This window comes from Chromohalobacter canadensis (genome assembly GCF_034479555.1).
GTDB classification, from domain to species: Bacteria; Pseudomonadota; Gammaproteobacteria; order Pseudomonadales; family Halomonadaceae; genus Chromohalobacter; species Chromohalobacter canadensis.
On the sequence record NZ_CP140151.1, the window covers coordinates 133,089 to 150,812 of the forward strand.

Sequence of the window (17,724 nt, forward strand, 5' to 3'; positions counted from 1 at the left end):
TCGGAGCCAACCGACCGTGACGAGACGCCAAAAGATGCGCAGAATTTTGGAGTTGGACATCCCCATGCTTGCCGCTGGACCGTTTCCGTGCCTACCCCGGCGTTGCCGGAGGATGACATGAGCACAGCAGCATCCTCCTCGACAGAGGCCAATCAAGGTACGTCCGGACAACGTCAGGGCAACGCTGCCGCAGGCAACACCCCGTCGTTCGTCGACCGGATGCGCAGCAACCCACGCGTACCGCTGATTATCGCCGCCGCCGCGAGCGTCGCGGTCATCGCTGCGCTTTTAATGTGGGCAAGCTCCCCTGATTACCGCGTGCTTTATTCGACGCTCACCCAAGAAGATGGCGGGAAGATCGTCACTGAACTCGACAGCATGGGCGTGCCCTACGAGTTCAGCGAGAACGGTCAAGCGCTACTGGTACCCGCCGATCGCGTCAATAAACTTCGCATGCAGCTCGCCGAACAAGGCCTTCCGGAAGCCTCCGGCGTGGGCTATGAACTGATGGACGAACAATCGTTCGGCATCAGTCAGTTCGCCGAGCATGTCAATTATCAGCGTGCCCTCGAAGGCGAGCTGTCGCGTACCATCGAAGACCTCGGCCCGGTGTCCAACGCCCGTGTTCATCTTGCCATGGCCAAGCCTTCGGTTTTCGTGCGCGAGAGCGAGCCCGCCAGCGCCTCCGTCATGCTCGACCTGCAACGTGGACGCGTGCTTGGCGAAGGCCAGGTGCAGGCGATCATGCACCTGGTGTCGAGCAGCGTTTCCGAGCTGGCGACCGATGATATTTCCATAGTCGACCAAACAGGCCGCCTGTTATCCCCTGCCAGTGATGGCAACGAAGCGCTAAGCGGAACACAGTTGGATTACGTGTCCCGCGTCGAGCGCAACTACGCAGAGCGCATCGAATCGATTCTGGCGCCCATCCTCGGCGCGCGTAACGTCAAGGCCGAAGTCTCCGCCCAGCTCGACTTCTCCAAGCGCGAAGGCACCAGCGAAACCTATTCCCCCAACCAGCCGCCCAATGAAGCCGCCGTGCGCAGCGAGCAATCGAGCATCACCTACAGTGGCGATGCCGACTTGGCCATGGGGATTCCTGGCGCGTTGAGCAATCAGCCGCCCGGCGCCGCAGCATCTCCCATCAATGCGCCGCAAGAAGACGAGGATGGCGAAGGCGAGGACGCACAAGACGATGATGCTCAGGGCGAGGATGGCGAAAACGTCGCGGCTCAGGAAAATGCCGCCCAGGGGCGGACCAGCCGCGACAACACCATCAATTACGAGGTCGATCACCAGGTCGAACATGTTCAGCACCAGACCGGCACCATCGAACGCCTCAATGCCGCCATCGTGGTCAATTACCGCGACGGCGTCGACGAGGACGGCAACCCGGCGCGAGTGCCACTGAGCGACGATGAGATCGCCAGCATCCGCAGCCTCGTTCAGCAGGCCATGGGCTTCTCGGAAGCACGTGGCGACCAGCTCGAAGTCGTCAACTCTCCCTTCGACGAGACCGACGAGCAGCGCCCCGAATCACAATGGTGGGAATCCACCTTGCTGTGGTCACTGGCTGCCACGTTGGGCAAATACCTGCTGATCGGCCTGGTCGCCCTCTTCCTGTGGTTCAAGGTGCTGCGCCCGCTGATCCAACGCCAGACCGAACGGCCGGCCTTTACGCCAGCCACGCCGAGCCCCGCCGGCGCAACCGCAGGTGCCGGTGCGGGCGGTGGTGCCGACGCCTACGCGACTACTCAAGCCGAGACAGCTGGCACCGAGGAAGAACCGCCGGTGCCGCCACAGAAGCGGCGTGAGCGCCGCTCAGCCAGCTACGAGCAAAACCTCCGTGACGTACGTGAGATCGCTCAGGAAGACCCGCGTCTCGTCGCCATGATCGTCAGAGGGTGGATGGGTTCCAATGAGTAAAATGAGTGGCGCTCGCCGAAGCGCAATTCTGCTGCTCTCGCTGGACGAGGACAGCGCCGCCGAGGTATTCAAGTACCTCAGCAACAAAGAGGTCCAGGAAATCAGCCTGGAGATGGCCTCCTTGAGCCAAATCTCGCACGAGGACATGGAAGAGGCCCTGCGCGAATTCCATGACGAGATAGACCAGTTCTCCGCCGTCAACCTGCACAGCAGCGAGCACATACGCACCGTGCTCACCAAGGCGCTGGGCAGCGAGCGCGCCAATAGCGTGATCGAGGACATCCTCGAGACGACTGGCTCCGCCTCGGGCATCGACGCGCTGAACCTGATGGAAAGCACGGCCGTCACCGAGCTGATCCGCGATGAGCACCCGCAGATCATTGCCACCATTATCATCCACCTGGATCGTAACTTGGCCGCCGACGTGCTCGAACATCTCGATGAAAAGCTGCGCAACGACGTCGTGCTGCGTATCGCCACTTTCAGCGGCGTGCAACCGGCGGCGTTGCAGGAGCTCACCGAGGTGCTTGGCAGCATGCTCGATGGCCAGAACGTCAAACGCAGCAAGATGGGCGGCGTGAGAACCGCGGCCGAGATCCTCAACCTGATGAACTCGTCTCAGGAAGAAGTCGTCATCGACGCCGTGCGAGCGCACAACGACGATTTGGCCCAACGCATCATCGACGAGATGTTCCTGTTCGAGAACATCCTCGACATCGACGATCGCGGCATCCAGCTCATCCTCAAGGAAGTCGACACCAACTCGCTGGTCGTGGCCCTCAAGGGCGCCCAGGAAGCTCTGGTCGAAAAGATCACGCAAAACATGTCGCAACGCGCGGCCACGCTGATGCGCGAGGACCTCGAGGCACGCGGCCCGGTACGTGTTTCCCAGGTCGAGACCGAGCAGAAAGCGATCCTGCAGGTCGTGCGTCGCCTGGCCGACAACGGCGACATCGTATTGAGCGGAGGTGACGACAGTTATGTCTGATAAGCCGCTATCCGACGACGTCATTCATACGCCGGACGACCAACGCTGGCGCCTCTGGCGTATGGATGAGCTGCCGCATAGCGGTGGCGATGGCAGCAATCAGCTCGACCGGGCGCAACGTTTCGAGCAACGCCGACGCGAGCAGCGTCAGCGACTCATCGAAGAACGCCAGGCACTGCACCAAAAGACGCGCGACAAAGCATATCGCGAAGGCTACGACGCTGGCTTCGAAGAAGGCCGCCAGGCCGGTTACGAAAAGGGCCTCCAAGAGGGGCGCGAGGCAGGCGATCAGGAAGCCAAGCGCCAGCTCGACGACGCCCTCGCCCCACTCGGGCAACTGGCCGGCGAGTTCCGCGCCGCGCTGGATACAATGGACACCCAACTCGCCGACCAACTCGTCGAGTTGGCCATGCTGACCGGCAAGCATCTAGCCGACGAGACATTAATCGCCACACCTGAGCATGTGGTGACGCTCGTTCGCCAACTACTCCACGAAGAGCCCGTGCTCGACGGCCCCACTCAGTTGTGGCTACACCCCGACGACCTGGCGCTGGTCAACGACCATGTCGGCAACGAGCTCGAAGCGGCTCACTGGACACTGCACGAAGACGCTTCGCTGCAACGCGGCGGTTGCCGTGCCGAAAGCGCCACCGGCGGGCTCGATGCCACACTCGAGACCCGCTGGCAAAGCGCGTTGAATCAGCGCCGCAAGCGCCATGTCGCACCTTCCTCGGCAACGGAACCGGAGGCCGGTGATGACTGAGACGCACCTTGCCGACACGCACAACGAAACCTCTCATGGCGCCCATTGGCAGCGCGCCCTGGGCAAGGTCGCGCAGCGTATCGAGGGGCTGGATTCACGCCGCCCCCACGGCAAGATCGTGCGTGCCACCGGCCTGGTGCTGGAAGCGACCGGCCTGCGCCTGCCTCTGGGCAGCGCTTGCCTGGTGGAACTCGCCCAGCATGGGCATACCGACTATGCCGAAGCCGAAGTGGTCGGCTTCGCCGGTGATCGGCTGTTTCTCATGCCGCTTGGCGACACCCAAGGCTTGGTGCCGGGGGCACGAGTGCTGACGCTGGGCAGCAACCAGCGCGATGCCGCCAGCGCGCGCCGTTTCCCCCTCGGCGATGCACTCCTCGGACGCGTACTGGACGGCAACGGTCGCGCGCTCGACGGCAAGGGCTCACTGGAGAACGCGCCCCACGCGCCCTTGAGCACGCGGCCCATCAATCCGCTTGACCGTGCCCCCATCAACTCCGTCATCGATGTCGGTATTCGCGCCATCAACGGCCTGTTGAGCGTCGGCCGCGGTCAGCGCATGGGGCTTTTCGCAGGCTCCGGGGTCGGCAAGAGTGTGCTGCTCGGCATGATGTCGCGCTACACCCAGGCCGATGTCATCGTCGTCGGCCTGATCGGTGAACGTGGCCGCGAGGTCAAGGAATTCATCGAGAACATCCTGGGCGCCGAGGGGCGCGAACGCGCCGTGGTCGTCGCCGCGCCTGCCGACGTCTCGCCATTACAGCGCTTGCAAGGCGCCTCCTACGCCACGCGCATCGCTGAAGGCTTCCGCGACGAAGGGCGTAATGTCCTGTTGATCATGGACTCCCTGACACGCTACGCCATGGCCATGCGCGAGATCGCCCTGGCCGTGGGCGAACCGCCCGCCACCAAAGGGTATCCGCCGTCTGTCTTCGCGCGTCTACCAGGGCTCGTCGAGCGTGCTGGCAACGGTAAACCTGGCGGCGGGTCGATCACCGCCTTCTATACCGTGCTGACCGAAGGTGACGACCAACAGGACCCCATCGCCGATGCCGCGCGTGCCATCCTCGATGGCCACGTCGTGCTCTCGCGGGACCTGGCGGAGAGCGGGCACTACCCCGCCATCGATATCGAAGCCTCAATCAGCCGCGCGATGACCGAGATCACCGAGGGCGCTCACCAGCGCCGGGCGAAACGCTTCAAGCAGCTTTTCTCACGTTATCAACGCAATCGCGACCTGATCAGCGTCGGTGCTTACGCCGCGGGACACGACCCGCAGCTCGACCGTGCCGTCGCCCTTTATCCGCGTCTCGAGGGTTTCCTCCAGCAGGGAATCTACGAACAAGCCAATGTCACCGCGACCTTGGACGCTCTGGCATCGCTATTTCCGGAGACGCGCTGATGTCATTCACTCTGCACCGCGGTAAGGAGTTCTCATGAACGCACGCTCACCGCTCTCCACACTCAAGGAACTGGCGCAGGAAACCTGCGATCAGGCAGCGCAGTCTGTAGGGCATTCCCGTCGCAGCCTACAGGAAACGCAGCAGCGCCTGGATCAGCTCTTGAACTATCGGCACGAGTACCGTCAGCGCCTCGACGAAAGCATGGAAAAGGGCATCGAGCCCGCCAACTGGCACAATTACCAGCAATTTCTGGCCTCCCTCGACCAGGCCATCGCCAGTCAGCGCAAGGTGCTCAACGACCAGCAACGCCAGCTCGATCGCCAGCAACAAGCGTGGCAAGGTGAGCGTCGCAAGCTCAATACTTACGATACATTGGTGTCACGCCGCGAACAGGTCGAACAGACACGCGCTACGCGGCGTGAACAACAGCTCTTCGATGAGATGTCGGCGCGCATGTCGCGTCAGCAGGAAAACGACCGTGGCCTTGATGTCACCTCGACGAACACCACGCATTCCAATAACCGCTTTTGACGAGGCATGCCCATGGATATTGCCCTGCTCACCAACCTTCAAGGCAGTAATCAAGCCTCCGCGACCAACCTCGGCAACGCGGGCGAGACGCGTAGTGGCAAGAATGCCGACAACAGCGCCTCACCGTTCGCCAGTCTCTTGGGCAAGGCCCGTGGCGGCTCGGATGCCAAAAGCGATGTCGCCACCCAGTTGCTGTCCAAGGACACCGCAAGCCAGGACGGTAGCAGTAGCGATCTCATCGCAGCGCTCAACGAGCTGATGCAAAACAGCGATGACGCCAAGCTGCTCAGCGACTGGCTCGAAAGCGGTGATGCAAGCCAGCTCGAGGCGCTCACTCAACGCCTGGGAGAAATACAGCAAGCGTTGGGCGGCGATGATGCGAACTTCGCCGATGACGCTATGGCGGCACTACTCGCCGCGCAGCTGCCGACGAACGCTGCGGCCACTGGCACTGGCCAAGCACAGGGCAGTGCCGGCATGCTTGCCAGCCAAGGTGGCGATCTTTCACTCAACGACATCCAGCAGCGCATGCTGCTCATTCAGCAATCCGCCAGCGGCATGCAGGACAGTGCGGGCGATGCCCTCTCGCGCCAGGACCTCATGGCCCGGCTAACCAACGCCGCCACGAATACAGGTAAGGGCCAGGACACTCAGTCCCTCGCCCAACTGATGCAGAATGCACAGAGCGCATCGGGCCAAACCTCGTCACAAGGCAACGGCCAGGTCTCCCCGACGGCAGCCTTCAGTGCCACTATGGTGCAACAGGCTCAGACCGTCGCCGATGCACAACGTGGCGACACACTGACCGCCCAGCAGGGACTGGACCGACAAGGCAGTGACTCATCGCTGTTCACCAATCTAGGCCAAAACGCCACCTCAGGTAATGCCACCGCCAGTGCCGCCGCCAATGCCAGTGCTGCAGCCAGCGCCGCCGGCGCATCCGCCACTGCAACACTCACGCCTCAGGTCGGTATGGCCGAATGGGGACAGTCGCTCGGCCAGCAGGTAGTCCGCATGGCGCAGCGCGGTGACCAACAGGTCGAATTGCGGTTGCACCCCGCCGAGCTAGGTCCATTGAGCGTCTCGCTCAAGATGGGCGATCAGCAGCAAGCCAACCTGCAGTTCTTCTCCGCTCACGGTGCCGTACGTCACGCCCTTGAAGCAGCGATCCCGCAATTGCGCGAAGCCCTCGCCGATAGCGGCATCGCCCTGGGTGAGACCTCCGTCGGTGAGCAAGACCAGTTCCAGCAGCAATCCGGTGAGCAGCAAGGGCAACCCGGCTCTCGAGGTGACGCCCCAGCCGGGCTGTTCGCTGCCGGTGACGCGAACGCTGAAATGCCGAGTCTAACCGAGACGCCACTGCAATATATCGCGTCTTCTGGCATTAGCCTTTATGCCTGAGCGTGTCTGCCGATAACGCTATGAGAGGCGTCCGTAAGCGGGCGCTTCGACAAAGCCCGAAGTGGCGTGCGTGAAGCTTTCTATTCGAGCAATCGAAGAGTGCTTCCTGTCGCCATACTCGGCCCACTCATCTACGTCGAAGCGAATGACATAAACGATGGCCAAAACCAAAAACCGTGGCAAGTCTCTATGGCTAATAGGACTCCTGATTGTCCTGTTCTCGGTCGGCAGCTCCATTGGCGTCTACCTGCTCATGGACTCGCGCCAGGAAGCATCGGCCAACGAGGAGCCGAGCGAGCCCGAGGAGGCGCCAGCGCCGATTTTCGTCAAGATCGAACCGTTCACGGTCAACTTGCAGGACGACGAATACAGCGAACGCCTACTCTATGTCGGGCTCTCCTTGAAGGTGGGTGACGACAAGACGAAAGAGATCCTCAAGCAATATATGCCGGAGGTACGCAGTCGCTTGCTGATGCTACTTTCCAGCCAAGAGGCCGGGGCTCTCGTCAAGCCCGAAGGCAAGCAACGCCTTGCCAATCAGATTCTGACGCTGTTCGACGAACCGTTGGCCGAGCCGCAGCCGCCCTTGGACGTCACCGGCGTGCTATTTTCCGAATTCATTGTGCAATAAGACGACATGTCCCAAGACGATCTGCTCTCACAGGAAGAGATCGACGCGCTCCTAAAGGGCGTGAGCGGTGACGAGGATAGCGCGAAGGAAGAAGATGCTTCGCGCAAGGGGAAGGTGCGTCCGTTCGATCCCGCCAAGCAGCATCGCATTATACGCGAGCGGCTCCATGCGCTGGACATCATCAACGAACGCTTTGCCCGCCAGTTCCGCGTGGCGCTTTTCAACCTGATGCGGCGTAGCGCCGATATCACGGTGGAAAGCGTTCGCTATCAAAGCTATAGCGAGTTCTCGCGTAACCTCCCGGTGCCCACCAACCTCAACCTGATCACCATGAAACCATTGCGTGGCTCGGCGCTGGTGGTATTTCCGCCCAGCCTGGTCTTCATGGTGGTCGACAATTTGTTCGGCGGTGACGGACGCTTCCTCACCAAATCCGAGGGACGTGAGTTCACGCGCACTGAACAGCGCATCATCCACCGCATGCTCAAGATGGCGCTGGATGGCTACAGCGAATCGTGGAAATCGGTTTATCCCCTGGATATCGAATACACACGTTCGGAACTGCAGGTGAAGTTCGCCAACATCACCAACTCGCCCAACGAGATCGTCGTCAACAGCACCTTCCACGTCGAGGTCGGCAATCTCTCCAGCGAGTTCAACATCTGCATTCCCTACTCGATGATCGAGCCGATCCGCGACACGCTTGCCAGCCCTCTGCACGACACGCATCCCGACGAGGAGCAGCAGTGGGAGGCGCGTATGGCCCACGAGATTCGCCACTCGGACGTGGAGCTGACCGCTAATTTCGTCGACATTCCCTTGCGTCTGCGGGATATCACTCAGCTGTCGGTGGGCGACATCATCCCCATCGAACTGCCCGAGGAAGTGAATGTCAGCGTCGACGGTATTCCCGTGATGACGTGCGATTACGGCAGCCAAAAATCCCAACGCGCCCTGCGCGTTCGGCACCTCATCGAACACGGCTCGAGCCAAGTTGCAGCGAAGGATCCGAAAGATGACTGATTCCAAGAACCCCGATCAGAAAGGCACCGAGGACGAGTGGGCCGACGCCATGGCAGAGCAAGGTGCGTCCAAGGACACTGATGAAAGCACCGCCGACGCCATGGCGGAGCAAGATGTGTCCAAGGACACCGATGAAGGCACAGCTGACGCGGAAGAAGACCTGTGGGCAGCGGCAATGGCCGAGCAGGAGTCGACCGAGGCAGAAGAAAGCACTAAAGACACCTCGAGCGAAAGCGCGTCACGGGCGCAAAACGCCGATCATGAAGTGTTCAAGCAGCTCGACGAGGGGGCAGCCGGCACGACTCCGCGCGATCTCGAGCTGATCATGGATATCCCGGTCAAGCTCAGCGTAGAGCTGGGACGCACGCGCATCACCATCAAACAGTTGCTCGAGCTCGCCCAAGGCTCGGTGATCGAACTGGATGGCCTGGCCGGCGAACCCATGGACATTCTCATCAACGGCTACCTGATCGCGCAGGGGGAAGTCGTGGTCGTGGATGACAAGTACGGCATCCGCATCACCGAAATCATCACCCCCTCGGAACGCGTCAAAAAGCTGAACAAATGAGTGTCACCGACAGCGCACGCGAGGCGGCCGTCTCGCTCGATGGTGGCGGCGACGCCGCAATAGGGATGGCCTGGATAGGCAAGACCACCCTCTCGTTGGCGTTGATCGTCGCCATCATACTGCTGTGTGCCTGGCTGCTGCGCCGACTGACACCGGGACGCCTGCGCGCGTCCCAACACGTCAAGGTGGTGTCCAATACCGCTATCGGCCAACGCGAGCGCGTCACCGTCGTCGAGATCGACGGGCGCTGGCTGGTACTCGGGGTCGGCGGCAACCAAGTCACATTGCTCAAGGATATGCCGGCCGCCGAGGCGAGTGACACGCCGGAACCGGCGTCCCCGACACCGCTTAGCGGCAGCTTCGCCCAGCGCTTTCGCCAGGCGCTAGCGCAGAATATCGGACGCAAATCTCCAGACTCACCCTCCTCGCGATCTCAGGATGCCGCTACTGCGGACAAGGAATCCGATCGATGAACCTCGCTGCCATGCTCAATCGGATAGACGTCGCCGTCATGCTGCGTCGTGGCCTGGCATTGCTGTTGCTGGCCTGGCCAACGCTGGGCTGGGGGCAGGAAATCCCGGGTCTTGTCACCGAGCCCACGGGAGACGGCGGTCAGCAATGGTCGTTGAGCCTGCAGACACTACTGTTTCTCAGTTCGCTGGCCTTCCTGCCGGCGCTGCTGCTCGGCATGACGTGCTTTACCCGCATCATCATCGTGCTGAGCTTGCTGCGTACCGCCATCGGCACCCAGTCGACGCCACCCAACCAGGTATTGCTGGGCTTGGCGTTGTTCATGACATTTTTCATCATGTCACCGGTGCTGGATCGCGTGCATGAGCAGGCGTGGGTGCCTTTCTCCGAGGACCAGATCAGCCTCGAACAAGCCATGGAGCAAGGCAGCCAACCTTTTCGCGAGTTCATGTTCGCCCAGACCCGGGAAACAGACCTTGCGCTCTTCGCACGCATGGCCGATGCCGGTGAAATGCAGGGTCCCGAGGATGTCCCGATGAGCCTGCTGGTACCAGCCTTCATGACCAGCGAGCTCAAGACTGCATTTCAGATCGGTTTCAGTATCTTCATTCCGTTTCTGATCATCGACTTGGTGGTCGCCAGTGTGCTGATGGCACTCGGTATGATGATGGTGCCACCAGCGACGATTTCCCTGCCCTTCAAGCTCATGCTATTCGTGCTCGTCGACGGCTGGAATTTGCTCATCGGTTCGCTGGCCGAAAGTTTCTATATGTAGGCAGATATACGGCATGAGCGTACACCGACGACGCCCCTGCCACCGATATTAAGGAGACGCTGCCATGACACCCGAAATGGTCATGGGGCTGGCGTATCAGGGCATGAAAGTGACACTGATGCTCGCCGCCCCCCTACTCATTACGGCCTTGCTGATCGGTCTGCTGGTCAGCTTGTTCCAAGCGGCTACGCAGATCAACGAGATGACGTTGACCTTCATCCCCAAGATACTGGGCGTTTTCGCCGCCTTGGTCGTGGCAGGCCCGTGGCTGATTCAAACCATCGTCGACTTTACCCGCGAGTTGTTTCAGAACCTACCCACGATGGTTAGCTAGACATCCATGATTCAGGTAACGTTCGACCAATTGCATGGATGGCTGACGCTGTTCTTTTGGCCGTTCGTGCGCATCCTGGCGTTCCTCGCGGCGACGCCGATATGGAACCAGAACGGCGTACCGCGCCAGGTGTCGATCATACTGGGAGCACTGCTGGCGGTCGTCATCGCACCGACGCTGCCCCCCATGCCCGACACCCCGATCTTTTCGGTGTCGTCGCTCGGCATTCTCATGCAGGAAATGCTGATCGGGATCGCCATGGGGATGGTTCTGCGCGTGACCATAGCGGTGGTACAAGCCGCCGGTGAATTCATTGGTCTGCAAATGGGTCTGGCTTTTGCCACCTTCTTCACGCCGGGCGTAGGCAACAGCATGGTGCTGTCGCGCATCTTCCAGATGATCACCCTGCTCATGTTCCTGGCGCTCAACGGGCATTTGATGACGCTGGAGATACTCGCCAATTCCTTCCAGACCCTACCGATCGGTGGCCCCAGGGTGGATGGTAGCGCCGGCGAGCTCATCGCCTACTGGGGGGGTGAAATTTTCAAATCCGGCGTGCTGCTGGCATTGCCCTTGATCGTCTCGCTACTGATCATCAACCTGACACTTGGCGTACTCAACCGCGCCTCGCCGCAGTTGTCGATCTTCTCGATAGGCTTCCCCATGACCCTGACCACCGGCCTCGTGCTGATGATGACGCTAATGCCGGACCTACTGCGCTTTCTGGAGATCATCTTCAGCGACAGCCTGCATATGATGCAGGAAGTGGTGCAGCGCCTAGCGGGTGGCTAGGCTCTCTATCCGCCTGAACGTAAAACGCCACGTCCGCAAGGACGTGGCGTTTTGCTACCGCACGGTCTATGACGTTCGAGCGATGCCCTAGTTGAGATACTGGAACAAGGACATCTGCTGAATATCGGCGAACGATTTCTGTGACGCCTGCAGCCCTACCTGGCTTAGCATATAATCGGAGATCGCCGAATTGTAATCCAGGTCGACCAGATCGGAGCGCGTCTGCTCGTAGGCAATCTCGCGGTTGCCGCCGACGTCGTCCAGGGCGTCCAACTCGTTCATGCGCGCGCCGACCGAGGCCCGCGTGGTCAGCACGTTATCCAGCGAGGCATCCAGCTTGCGGCTCGCAGTGGACAAAGTGTTGTCCAGTGCCGCCTGATCGGCGTCGGTCTCGACGGGCTGACGCAGAGCATTGATGGTGTCACCGATGGTCTTGAACAGGCTGGCCTGCTGCTCATCCATATCGCCACCCTGCGTGACACTCAGCGAATCGCCGTCGGCCGGCTCGCCTTCCATCGTCATTGCCAGGCCACCGAACTCAATGGTCTCACCGTCAGTGTACTCAGCCGTTACTGAGTCACCGGTGTTGGTATTGGTAGCGGTATATTCAAGATCACCTGCGCCATTTTCAGTGAACTCGATTTCGTAGGCATCACCGTAACCGCCGGCAGTGGCATCGCGAACATCCGGCCCTGAGAAGGTCATGCTCCCCGTATTGCCTTCACCGGCTTCGGCGATATATTCGCTGCCCGACGAGAATTTCATGAACACGTCGGAGCCTGTATCGCTAGTTTTCATCGAGCGTTCGGAATCGATCTTCTGCTGCTTGACGCCCTGATCGCCTTCGTAACCGATGGTATCGACGTTGTCGCCGGCATCGGTGCGCGAGAAGGCCTTGGCGTTGTCCTGATAACCGCTGAACAGGTAGGTGCCATTACCATCGGTCGTATTGCCTAGCCCGACCAGCGTTTCATAAGTCCCCTCGAGATCGGAGGCCAGCGACTCGCGGTCGGCGTCGCTCAAGGTACCGTTACCGGCCTGCACGACCATTGACTTGGCCGAACCGATGGCATCGCTGACGCTATTCAGGACGCTCTCCTCTTGGCCAAGAGAGTTACGCGCACTCGTTCGACTACTTTCCTGCTGCTCATTAACGGCCAAAGACTGCGACACCCCCACCGCCCGCGAAGCGGCGCGCGGGTCGTCGGAAGGATTCACCACACTTTTCCCAGAGGCGATCTGCTGACCGACCTGCGTGAAATCGGCTTGCTGACGGTTCATCGCCGAAACGCCTTGCTCGTACATCGTCACGGTGCTGATACGCATTTTGCTTACCTCGTCACCACGCTGTGTTCACCCAGCGTCGTATTGTCTTCGGAAACGAAACCCAACATCACTGCGCCGCTCGATCAGCGGCATCAACGCAACTGCAGAACCGAATCGAGCACCTGGGAACCCACGTCGATGACCCGTGCATTGGCCTGGTAATACTGCTGATAACGGACCAGATTGGCGTACTCTTCATCCAGGTTGACGCCCGACTCAGACTGCTGATACTCACGCAGCTGCTCAGTGAGCCCAGACTGCGCGTCCAAATTGACTTGGGTGATGTTGGTGGTGTTACCCACGTCATTGACCAAGGAAGCGTAGGCATCGCTGACCGACGATGTGCCGCCGACGATCTTTTCGCTCTGCAAGTCGAGCAGCGCCAGGGCGTTTTCGTTGTTGCCGCTACCGACATCTCCGTTGCTATCGTCACCATCCGCACTACTCGAGGCAGCGATTTCCGAGCCTTCGGTGATCGCCACCTCGAAGTCCTGCGCGGCGGTGCGCGTGGGCTGCAGCATAAAGGTATCGCCTTCCTCCGGCGTACCGGTCACGTTCAGGGCCACCCCATCCACTGTCATCTCACCGGTATCAGGGTCCGGCAGCGTGCCGGTCTTGCCATCGGAAAGCCGCTCGTATTCGTACTCTCCACCCTCGGTGGCGGTAATACGGTAATCGCTCGAGGTCAGTTGGTTGACGTCATCATATTCAGCAGTGATCCCGCCGGTACCGTCATTCTCGCTATTGCTCATCACACGCGGCGAACCGACGTTGAAGAAGGCCTCGCCATCGTCACCGTTGAGATCGACGCCATCCTCATGCACGGCGTTGAATTCCGAACCCAGCACCGCCGTCATGCGGCCGAGCTGGTTCTGAACGCTGTCCAGCGTTTCGCTGCGGAACGACAGCAAGCCACCCAGTTCGCCATTCTCAAAGGCGCTATCATCGATCTGATTGACGTTGCCCGCCGCATCGCGATAACCAATCACCGTGCGCGACGGGTCTTCGCTGGAAGACACCGCCTCGAGGTCATAGCTCCTGGTGCCCGAGACCAGCGGCTGGCCATTTTCCAGATTGATGTTGTAGTTATCACCATCCTGGACGTTCAGGTCCGCGCCCACCAATTCATTAAGATCGGACACCAGCTTGTCACGCTTGTCGAGCAGCGTGTTGGGCTCTTCGCCGGACTTGGCGCGCGCCTGGGTGATCTGGTCATTGAGCGAGGCGATCTGCGTGGCGGTGTTGTTGATGTCAGTCACCGTCCCTTCGAGCTGACCATTGAGGCTGCTGCGCATGTCCCCCAGGTAAGAGTCGAACGAACGAAACTGTGCCGCCATGGACGACGCCGATCCCAGCACACCTTCGCGGGCTGCGGGGTCGGATGCCGCGCCGGAGAGATCGTCCAGGCTGGAGAAGAAGTCTTGCATCAGGGGCGCAAGCCCCGCATCGCTATCAGCCAACAGGTTATCGATCTGCGAGACCTGGCTCTGATAACTTTCCAGAGCGCTTGTCTGGCTATTGGCGTCGTTGTACTGCTCGGTGACGTAGCTATTGAACTGGCGCTGCACTTCGTCGACCGAAACCCCGGTGCCCGTCGAACCATTGCTGTAACTTTCCCCGAGGATCGGCAACTGGCGATTATAGCCCTCGGTGTAGACGTTGCTCAGGTTATTGCTGGTCGTCGACAACGCTGTCTGGGCCGCACTGAGGCCACTCAGGCCGATCGAGAAAATGCTCATGACACGTTTTCCTGGCTAGGGGTACCGGGCTCTATCGCGAGAGGCCGGCACGACGAATAGTGATTACCTGTTGTATCGGCAAGACCGCGCATGACTTGAGGAAAAATCCATGCGGGCACTCAGAAAATGCCCGTGGGCATGCGCGATACGCCATAGGGGTCGGATTTGTCAGCCTCTCCGGCCGAGCCAGAACGCTCGGCGGCACTGGCCAACGCCGGGCCACCCTCGAGGCCATCATCGATCTGCGCCATGACATCGATCACCTTATCGGCGTAGTTCGGGTCAGTAGCATAGCCGCCGGACTGCAGGGCTCGCGCCGCGTTCTCCGGTGTCGATGCGGTGACCACGCCGGCGTAACGCGGGTTGCTACCGATCAATTGGGCATAATCCTTGAACGCGGCCTCAAAGGAGTCATAAACACGGAAGTCATCGCTTTGCTGGCGTGCACGCCCATCGACATACTCCGTGGTCATAATGCTCGTGTCGTCACCGTCCCAGCCGTCACTGGCCTTGATACCGAAGAGGTTATGACTATTGCCACCATCGCGGGTGGGGATCTCGCGCTCACCCCAGCCGGTTTCCAAAGCCGCTTGCGCCAGGATCAAGGACGCGGGCACGCCGCTATCTTTGGCAGCCGCTTCGGCAGGCTCACGCAAGCGCGACAGGAATTCTTCGACATGCGGCGCCGCACGTGTCTCGCCCGTATCGGCCTCCGCCACCGATGGCCGTGTCTCGCGGTTCTCCGCCGCTTCCGGCGACGAGGCGTCGGAGGCCCGCGTCGCAGCGTCATCCTTGGGTTCTGTATCTTTAGGCACAACCGGATCGCTCAAGACCCGTGGTGTACCACGCGGGATACCGGCAATCAGATTGCTGCGTGTCACGTCGTCATCGCGGCCGACGATGCCCCTACCCTGCAATTGCTCGACCAGCATGTCCGAGAGCCCGATGTCCCCCGAGAGTTTCTGTGCCCATTGCTTGTCGAGCATCGAGGTATAGGTATCGGTCTCATTGCTGCTGAGCAGGTCGGACTGCGGGATCGCATCGCGCATGCTCTTGAGCATCATCTGCAGGAACACGGCCTCGAACTGATCCGCCGCCTGGGAAAGCCCCTTCTCGGGTGAATTGCTGGCCGTGTGCTTGAGCCGCGACAACGACTGCACATCAAGGGCGAACTGATTGCTGAGTCCATCGACACTCATCAGATGATCTCCAGTTCCGCGTTGAGCGCGCCCGCGGACTTCAGCGCCTGCAGAATCGACATCAGATCCTGGGGTGAAGCGCCCAGCGCGTTGAGGGCATTGACGACATCCATAAGCTCGGCGCTGGTATTGACCATTTGCAGCGCCCCGCCTTCTTGCTGGATGGAAATATCCGCATCCGGAACCACCGCGGTCTCGCCCTCGCTCAGAGGATTGGGCTGACTGACCTGAGGCGTGGAATCGATGGTCACCGAGAGGTTACCGTGCGCCACCGCCGCGCGGTCCAGTGTCACTTCGCGATTGAGGACCACCGAGCCGGTACGCGAATTGACGATGACTTTGGCCGGGCCTTCGTTGGGCGTGACATCCAGGTTCTGGATGCGCGCCATGAAATTGACGCGCGAATTGCTGTCGCTGGGCGAGTTCAAGCGGATCAAGCGGCCGTCCACCGCCGCCGCCACGGGGCTACCGAAGTCCTGATTGATGGCCTCGACCACGCGCTGCGCCGTGGTGAAGTCAGACTCATTGAGGTAAAGATCCAGCGTGCCATCACCGCGCCCCAAGCGCAGGGCCACTTCCTGCTCGACCGTGGCCCCACCGGGGATCCGCCCGGCCGCCGTGTGGTTGACCTGAACACTGTTGCCGGCCTGCTGAGCGCCCACGCCACCGACCAGCAAGTTGCCCTGTGCCATCGCGTAGACGTTGCCATCTACCCCGCGCAGCGGCGTCATCAGCAGCGTGCCGCCACGCAGGCTGTCGGCATTACCCATCGAGGAAACGGTGATATCCATTTCCTGACCTTGACGCGCAAAGGGAGGCAACTGCGCCGTCACCATGACCGCGGCCACGTTACGCAACTGCATGTTGGTGCCTTCGGGAATGCTCACGCCCAACTGCGACAGCATGTTGATCAACGTCTGGCCCGTGAACGGCGTCTGCGTCGTCTGGTCGCCGGTACCATCAAGCCCCACGACCAGACCATAGCCCACCAACTGGTTCTCGCGGACCCCGGCAAAGCTCGCCAGGTCGCGAATGCGCTCGGCCTGCGCGGGAGCGGCGCAGACCCCACACAACAACAGCACGCCCATCCAGCGCAGCAAACTTCTCATGGCGTATCTCATCCTCATCAGAAAGGCGTACTCATCAGAAAGGCGCAATATTCAGCCAGAGACGCTGGAGCCAACCCATGTGCTGCGCCTCATTGATGTAGCCATCACCCACGTATTCGATGCGCGCGTCGGCCACCTGCCCCGAGGGAACGGTATTCTGCGTCGTCACCGAGCGAGGGTCGACAACCCCAGAGAAGCGGATGTACTCGGTGCCCTGATTGATGGCGATACGCTTTTCCCCACGGATACTGAGATTCCCGTTAGGCAGAATATCCACCACCGTCGCCGTCAGGGTGCCGGTGAACGTATTGCTGGCACTCGCACCACCACTGCCCTCGAAGTCGTTTTCGCCCGAGACATCCATACCGTAATCTTCGAGGAAGCTCATCAGGTCGGGAATCGTCTCCAGATCCAACCCCATGCTGCCCTCGCGGTTGGCATTGGCCGAAGAATCCTTGCTGGCGCTGACATCTTCGTTGATCGTGATCGTGATGATGTCGCCGATCTGACGCGGACGCCGATCCTGGAAGAGCGGTTGATACCCGTAGCGCGCTTGATAGATAGCCCCGTTGGGCTGTGACATTGGCGATTCGGGATAGGTCACCGGGCCGGTATCGGGCACCACCGACTCATGCGGCAACTGCGCGCAGCCGCTCATGATCGACAGCACGAGCAGACATAGCACGCGCGCCGACATACCCAACCCACTGTGTCCAGACATCAGTGCGCCCATGCTCTTCCCTTTTTC

The 17,724-nt window shown here is 60.6% G+C and carries 18 protein-coding genes; 13 read left to right on the top strand and 5 right to left on the bottom strand.

What is annotated here, in order from left to right; translation table 11 throughout:
* Positions 1-117 precede the first annotated feature (117 nt).
* The 13 genes from fliF to fliR all read left to right on the top strand — a co-directional run bounded on the left by fliF (position 118) and on the right by fliR (position 11,603).
* Positions 118-1,926 (top strand): flagellar basal-body MS-ring/collar protein FliF, encoded by a 1,809-nt coding sequence (gene fliF, locus SR908_RS00660; protein WP_246922043.1) that lies wholly within the window; start codon positions 118-120, stop codon positions 1,924-1,926.
* A complete protein-coding gene (fliG, locus tag SR908_RS00665; RefSeq protein WP_097023619.1) occupies positions 1,919-2,914 on the top strand; it encodes a flagellar motor switch protein FliG in 996 nt (331 codons plus the stop codon). Before fliF ends, fliG begins: the two co-directional genes overlap by 8 nt.
* The gene (locus SR908_RS00670; protein WP_097023618.1) at positions 2,907-3,677 is read left to right on the top strand and encodes a flagellar assembly protein FliH; all 771 of its coding nucleotides are present in this window, start codon (positions 2,907-2,909) and stop codon (positions 3,675-3,677) included. Before fliG ends, SR908_RS00670 begins: the two co-directional genes overlap by 8 nt.
* Positions 3,670-5,076 (top strand): flagellar protein export ATPase FliI, encoded by a 1,407-nt coding sequence (gene fliI, locus SR908_RS00675; protein ID WP_246922045.1) that lies wholly within the window; start codon positions 3,670-3,672, stop codon positions 5,074-5,076. Before SR908_RS00670 ends, fliI begins: the two co-directional genes overlap by 8 nt.
* Positions 5,077-5,110: 34 nt before the next feature.
* A complete protein-coding gene (fliJ, locus tag SR908_RS00680) occupies positions 5,111-5,608 on the top strand; it encodes a flagellar export protein FliJ (protein WP_097023616.1) in 498 nt (165 codons plus the stop codon).
* Between the two features lie 12 nt (positions 5,609-5,620).
* A complete protein-coding gene (locus SR908_RS00685) occupies positions 5,621-7,009 on the top strand; it encodes a flagellar hook-length control protein FliK (protein WP_246922048.1) in 1,389 nt (462 codons plus the stop codon).
* 157 nt (positions 7,010-7,166) lie between these two features.
* The gene (gene fliL, locus SR908_RS00690) at positions 7,167-7,640 is read left to right on the top strand and encodes a flagellar basal body-associated protein FliL (RefSeq protein ID WP_246922049.1); all 474 of its coding nucleotides are present in this window, start codon (positions 7,167-7,169) and stop codon (positions 7,638-7,640) included.
* A gap of 6 nt (positions 7,641-7,646) precedes the next feature.
* The gene (gene fliM / locus SR908_RS00695) at positions 7,647-8,663 is read left to right on the top strand and encodes a flagellar motor switch protein FliM (RefSeq protein ID WP_246922052.1); all 1,017 of its coding nucleotides are present in this window, start codon (positions 7,647-7,649) and stop codon (positions 8,661-8,663) included.
* A complete protein-coding gene (gene fliN / locus SR908_RS00700) occupies positions 8,656-9,231 on the top strand; it encodes a flagellar motor switch protein FliN (protein WP_246922055.1) in 576 nt (191 codons plus the stop codon). The genes fliM and fliN overlap by 8 nt, the downstream gene beginning before the upstream one ends.
* Positions 9,228-9,704 (top strand): flagellar biosynthetic protein FliO, encoded by a 477-nt coding sequence (fliO, locus tag SR908_RS00705; protein WP_246922058.1) that lies wholly within the window; start codon positions 9,228-9,230, stop codon positions 9,702-9,704. Before fliN ends, fliO begins: the two co-directional genes overlap by 4 nt.
* Before the next feature lie 38 nt (positions 9,705-9,742).
* The gene (gene fliP, locus SR908_RS00710) at positions 9,743-10,477 is read left to right on the top strand and encodes a flagellar type III secretion system pore protein FliP (protein WP_245846457.1); all 735 of its coding nucleotides are present in this window, start codon (positions 9,743-9,745) and stop codon (positions 10,475-10,477) included.
* A 64-nt stretch (positions 10,478-10,541) separates the two neighbouring features.
* Positions 10,542-10,811: a flagellar biosynthesis protein FliQ gene (fliQ, locus tag SR908_RS00715; protein WP_246922061.1), complete on the top strand. Its 270-nt coding sequence runs from the start codon at positions 10,542-10,544 to the stop codon at positions 10,809-10,811.
* 6 nt (positions 10,812-10,817) lie between these two features.
* Complete coding sequence (fliR, locus tag SR908_RS00720) at positions 10,818-11,603, top strand: flagellar biosynthetic protein FliR (RefSeq protein WP_246922064.1); 786 nt, start codon at positions 10,818-10,820, stop codon at positions 11,601-11,603.
* Positions 11,604-11,690: 87 nt separating this feature from the next.
* Here the strand turns inward: fliR and flgL are convergent, their stop codons facing one another.
* The 5 genes from flgL to SR908_RS00745 all read right to left on the bottom strand — a co-directional run bounded on the left by flgL (position 11,691) and on the right by SR908_RS00745 (position 17,673).
* Positions 11,691-12,929 carry a flagellar hook-associated protein FlgL gene (gene flgL / locus SR908_RS00725; RefSeq protein WP_246922067.1) on the bottom strand — a complete coding sequence of 413 codons (1,239 nt, stop codon included), beginning with the start codon at positions 12,927-12,929 and terminating at the stop codon, positions 11,691-11,693.
* A gap of 92 nt (positions 12,930-13,021) precedes the next feature.
* The gene (gene flgK, locus SR908_RS00730; protein WP_246922070.1) at positions 13,022-14,668 is read right to left on the bottom strand and encodes a flagellar hook-associated protein FlgK; all 1,647 of its coding nucleotides are present in this window, start codon (positions 14,666-14,668) and stop codon (positions 13,022-13,024) included.
* Between the two features lie 119 nt (positions 14,669-14,787).
* Positions 14,788-15,867: a flagellar assembly peptidoglycan hydrolase FlgJ gene (flgJ, locus tag SR908_RS00735; RefSeq protein WP_246922072.1), complete on the bottom strand. Its 1,080-nt coding sequence runs from the start codon at positions 15,865-15,867 to the stop codon at positions 14,788-14,790.
* Positions 15,867-16,976, bottom strand: a complete 1,110-nt coding sequence (locus SR908_RS00740; protein WP_281504852.1) for a flagellar basal body P-ring protein FlgI — start codon at positions 16,974-16,976, stop codon at positions 15,867-15,869. The genes flgJ and SR908_RS00740 overlap by 1 nt, the downstream gene beginning before the upstream one ends.
* Before the next feature lie 34 nt (positions 16,977-17,010).
* Complete coding sequence (locus tag SR908_RS00745) at positions 17,011-17,673, bottom strand: flagellar basal body L-ring protein FlgH (protein WP_246922228.1); 663 nt, start codon at positions 17,671-17,673, stop codon at positions 17,011-17,013.
* Positions 17,674-17,724: the final 51 nt, after the last annotated feature.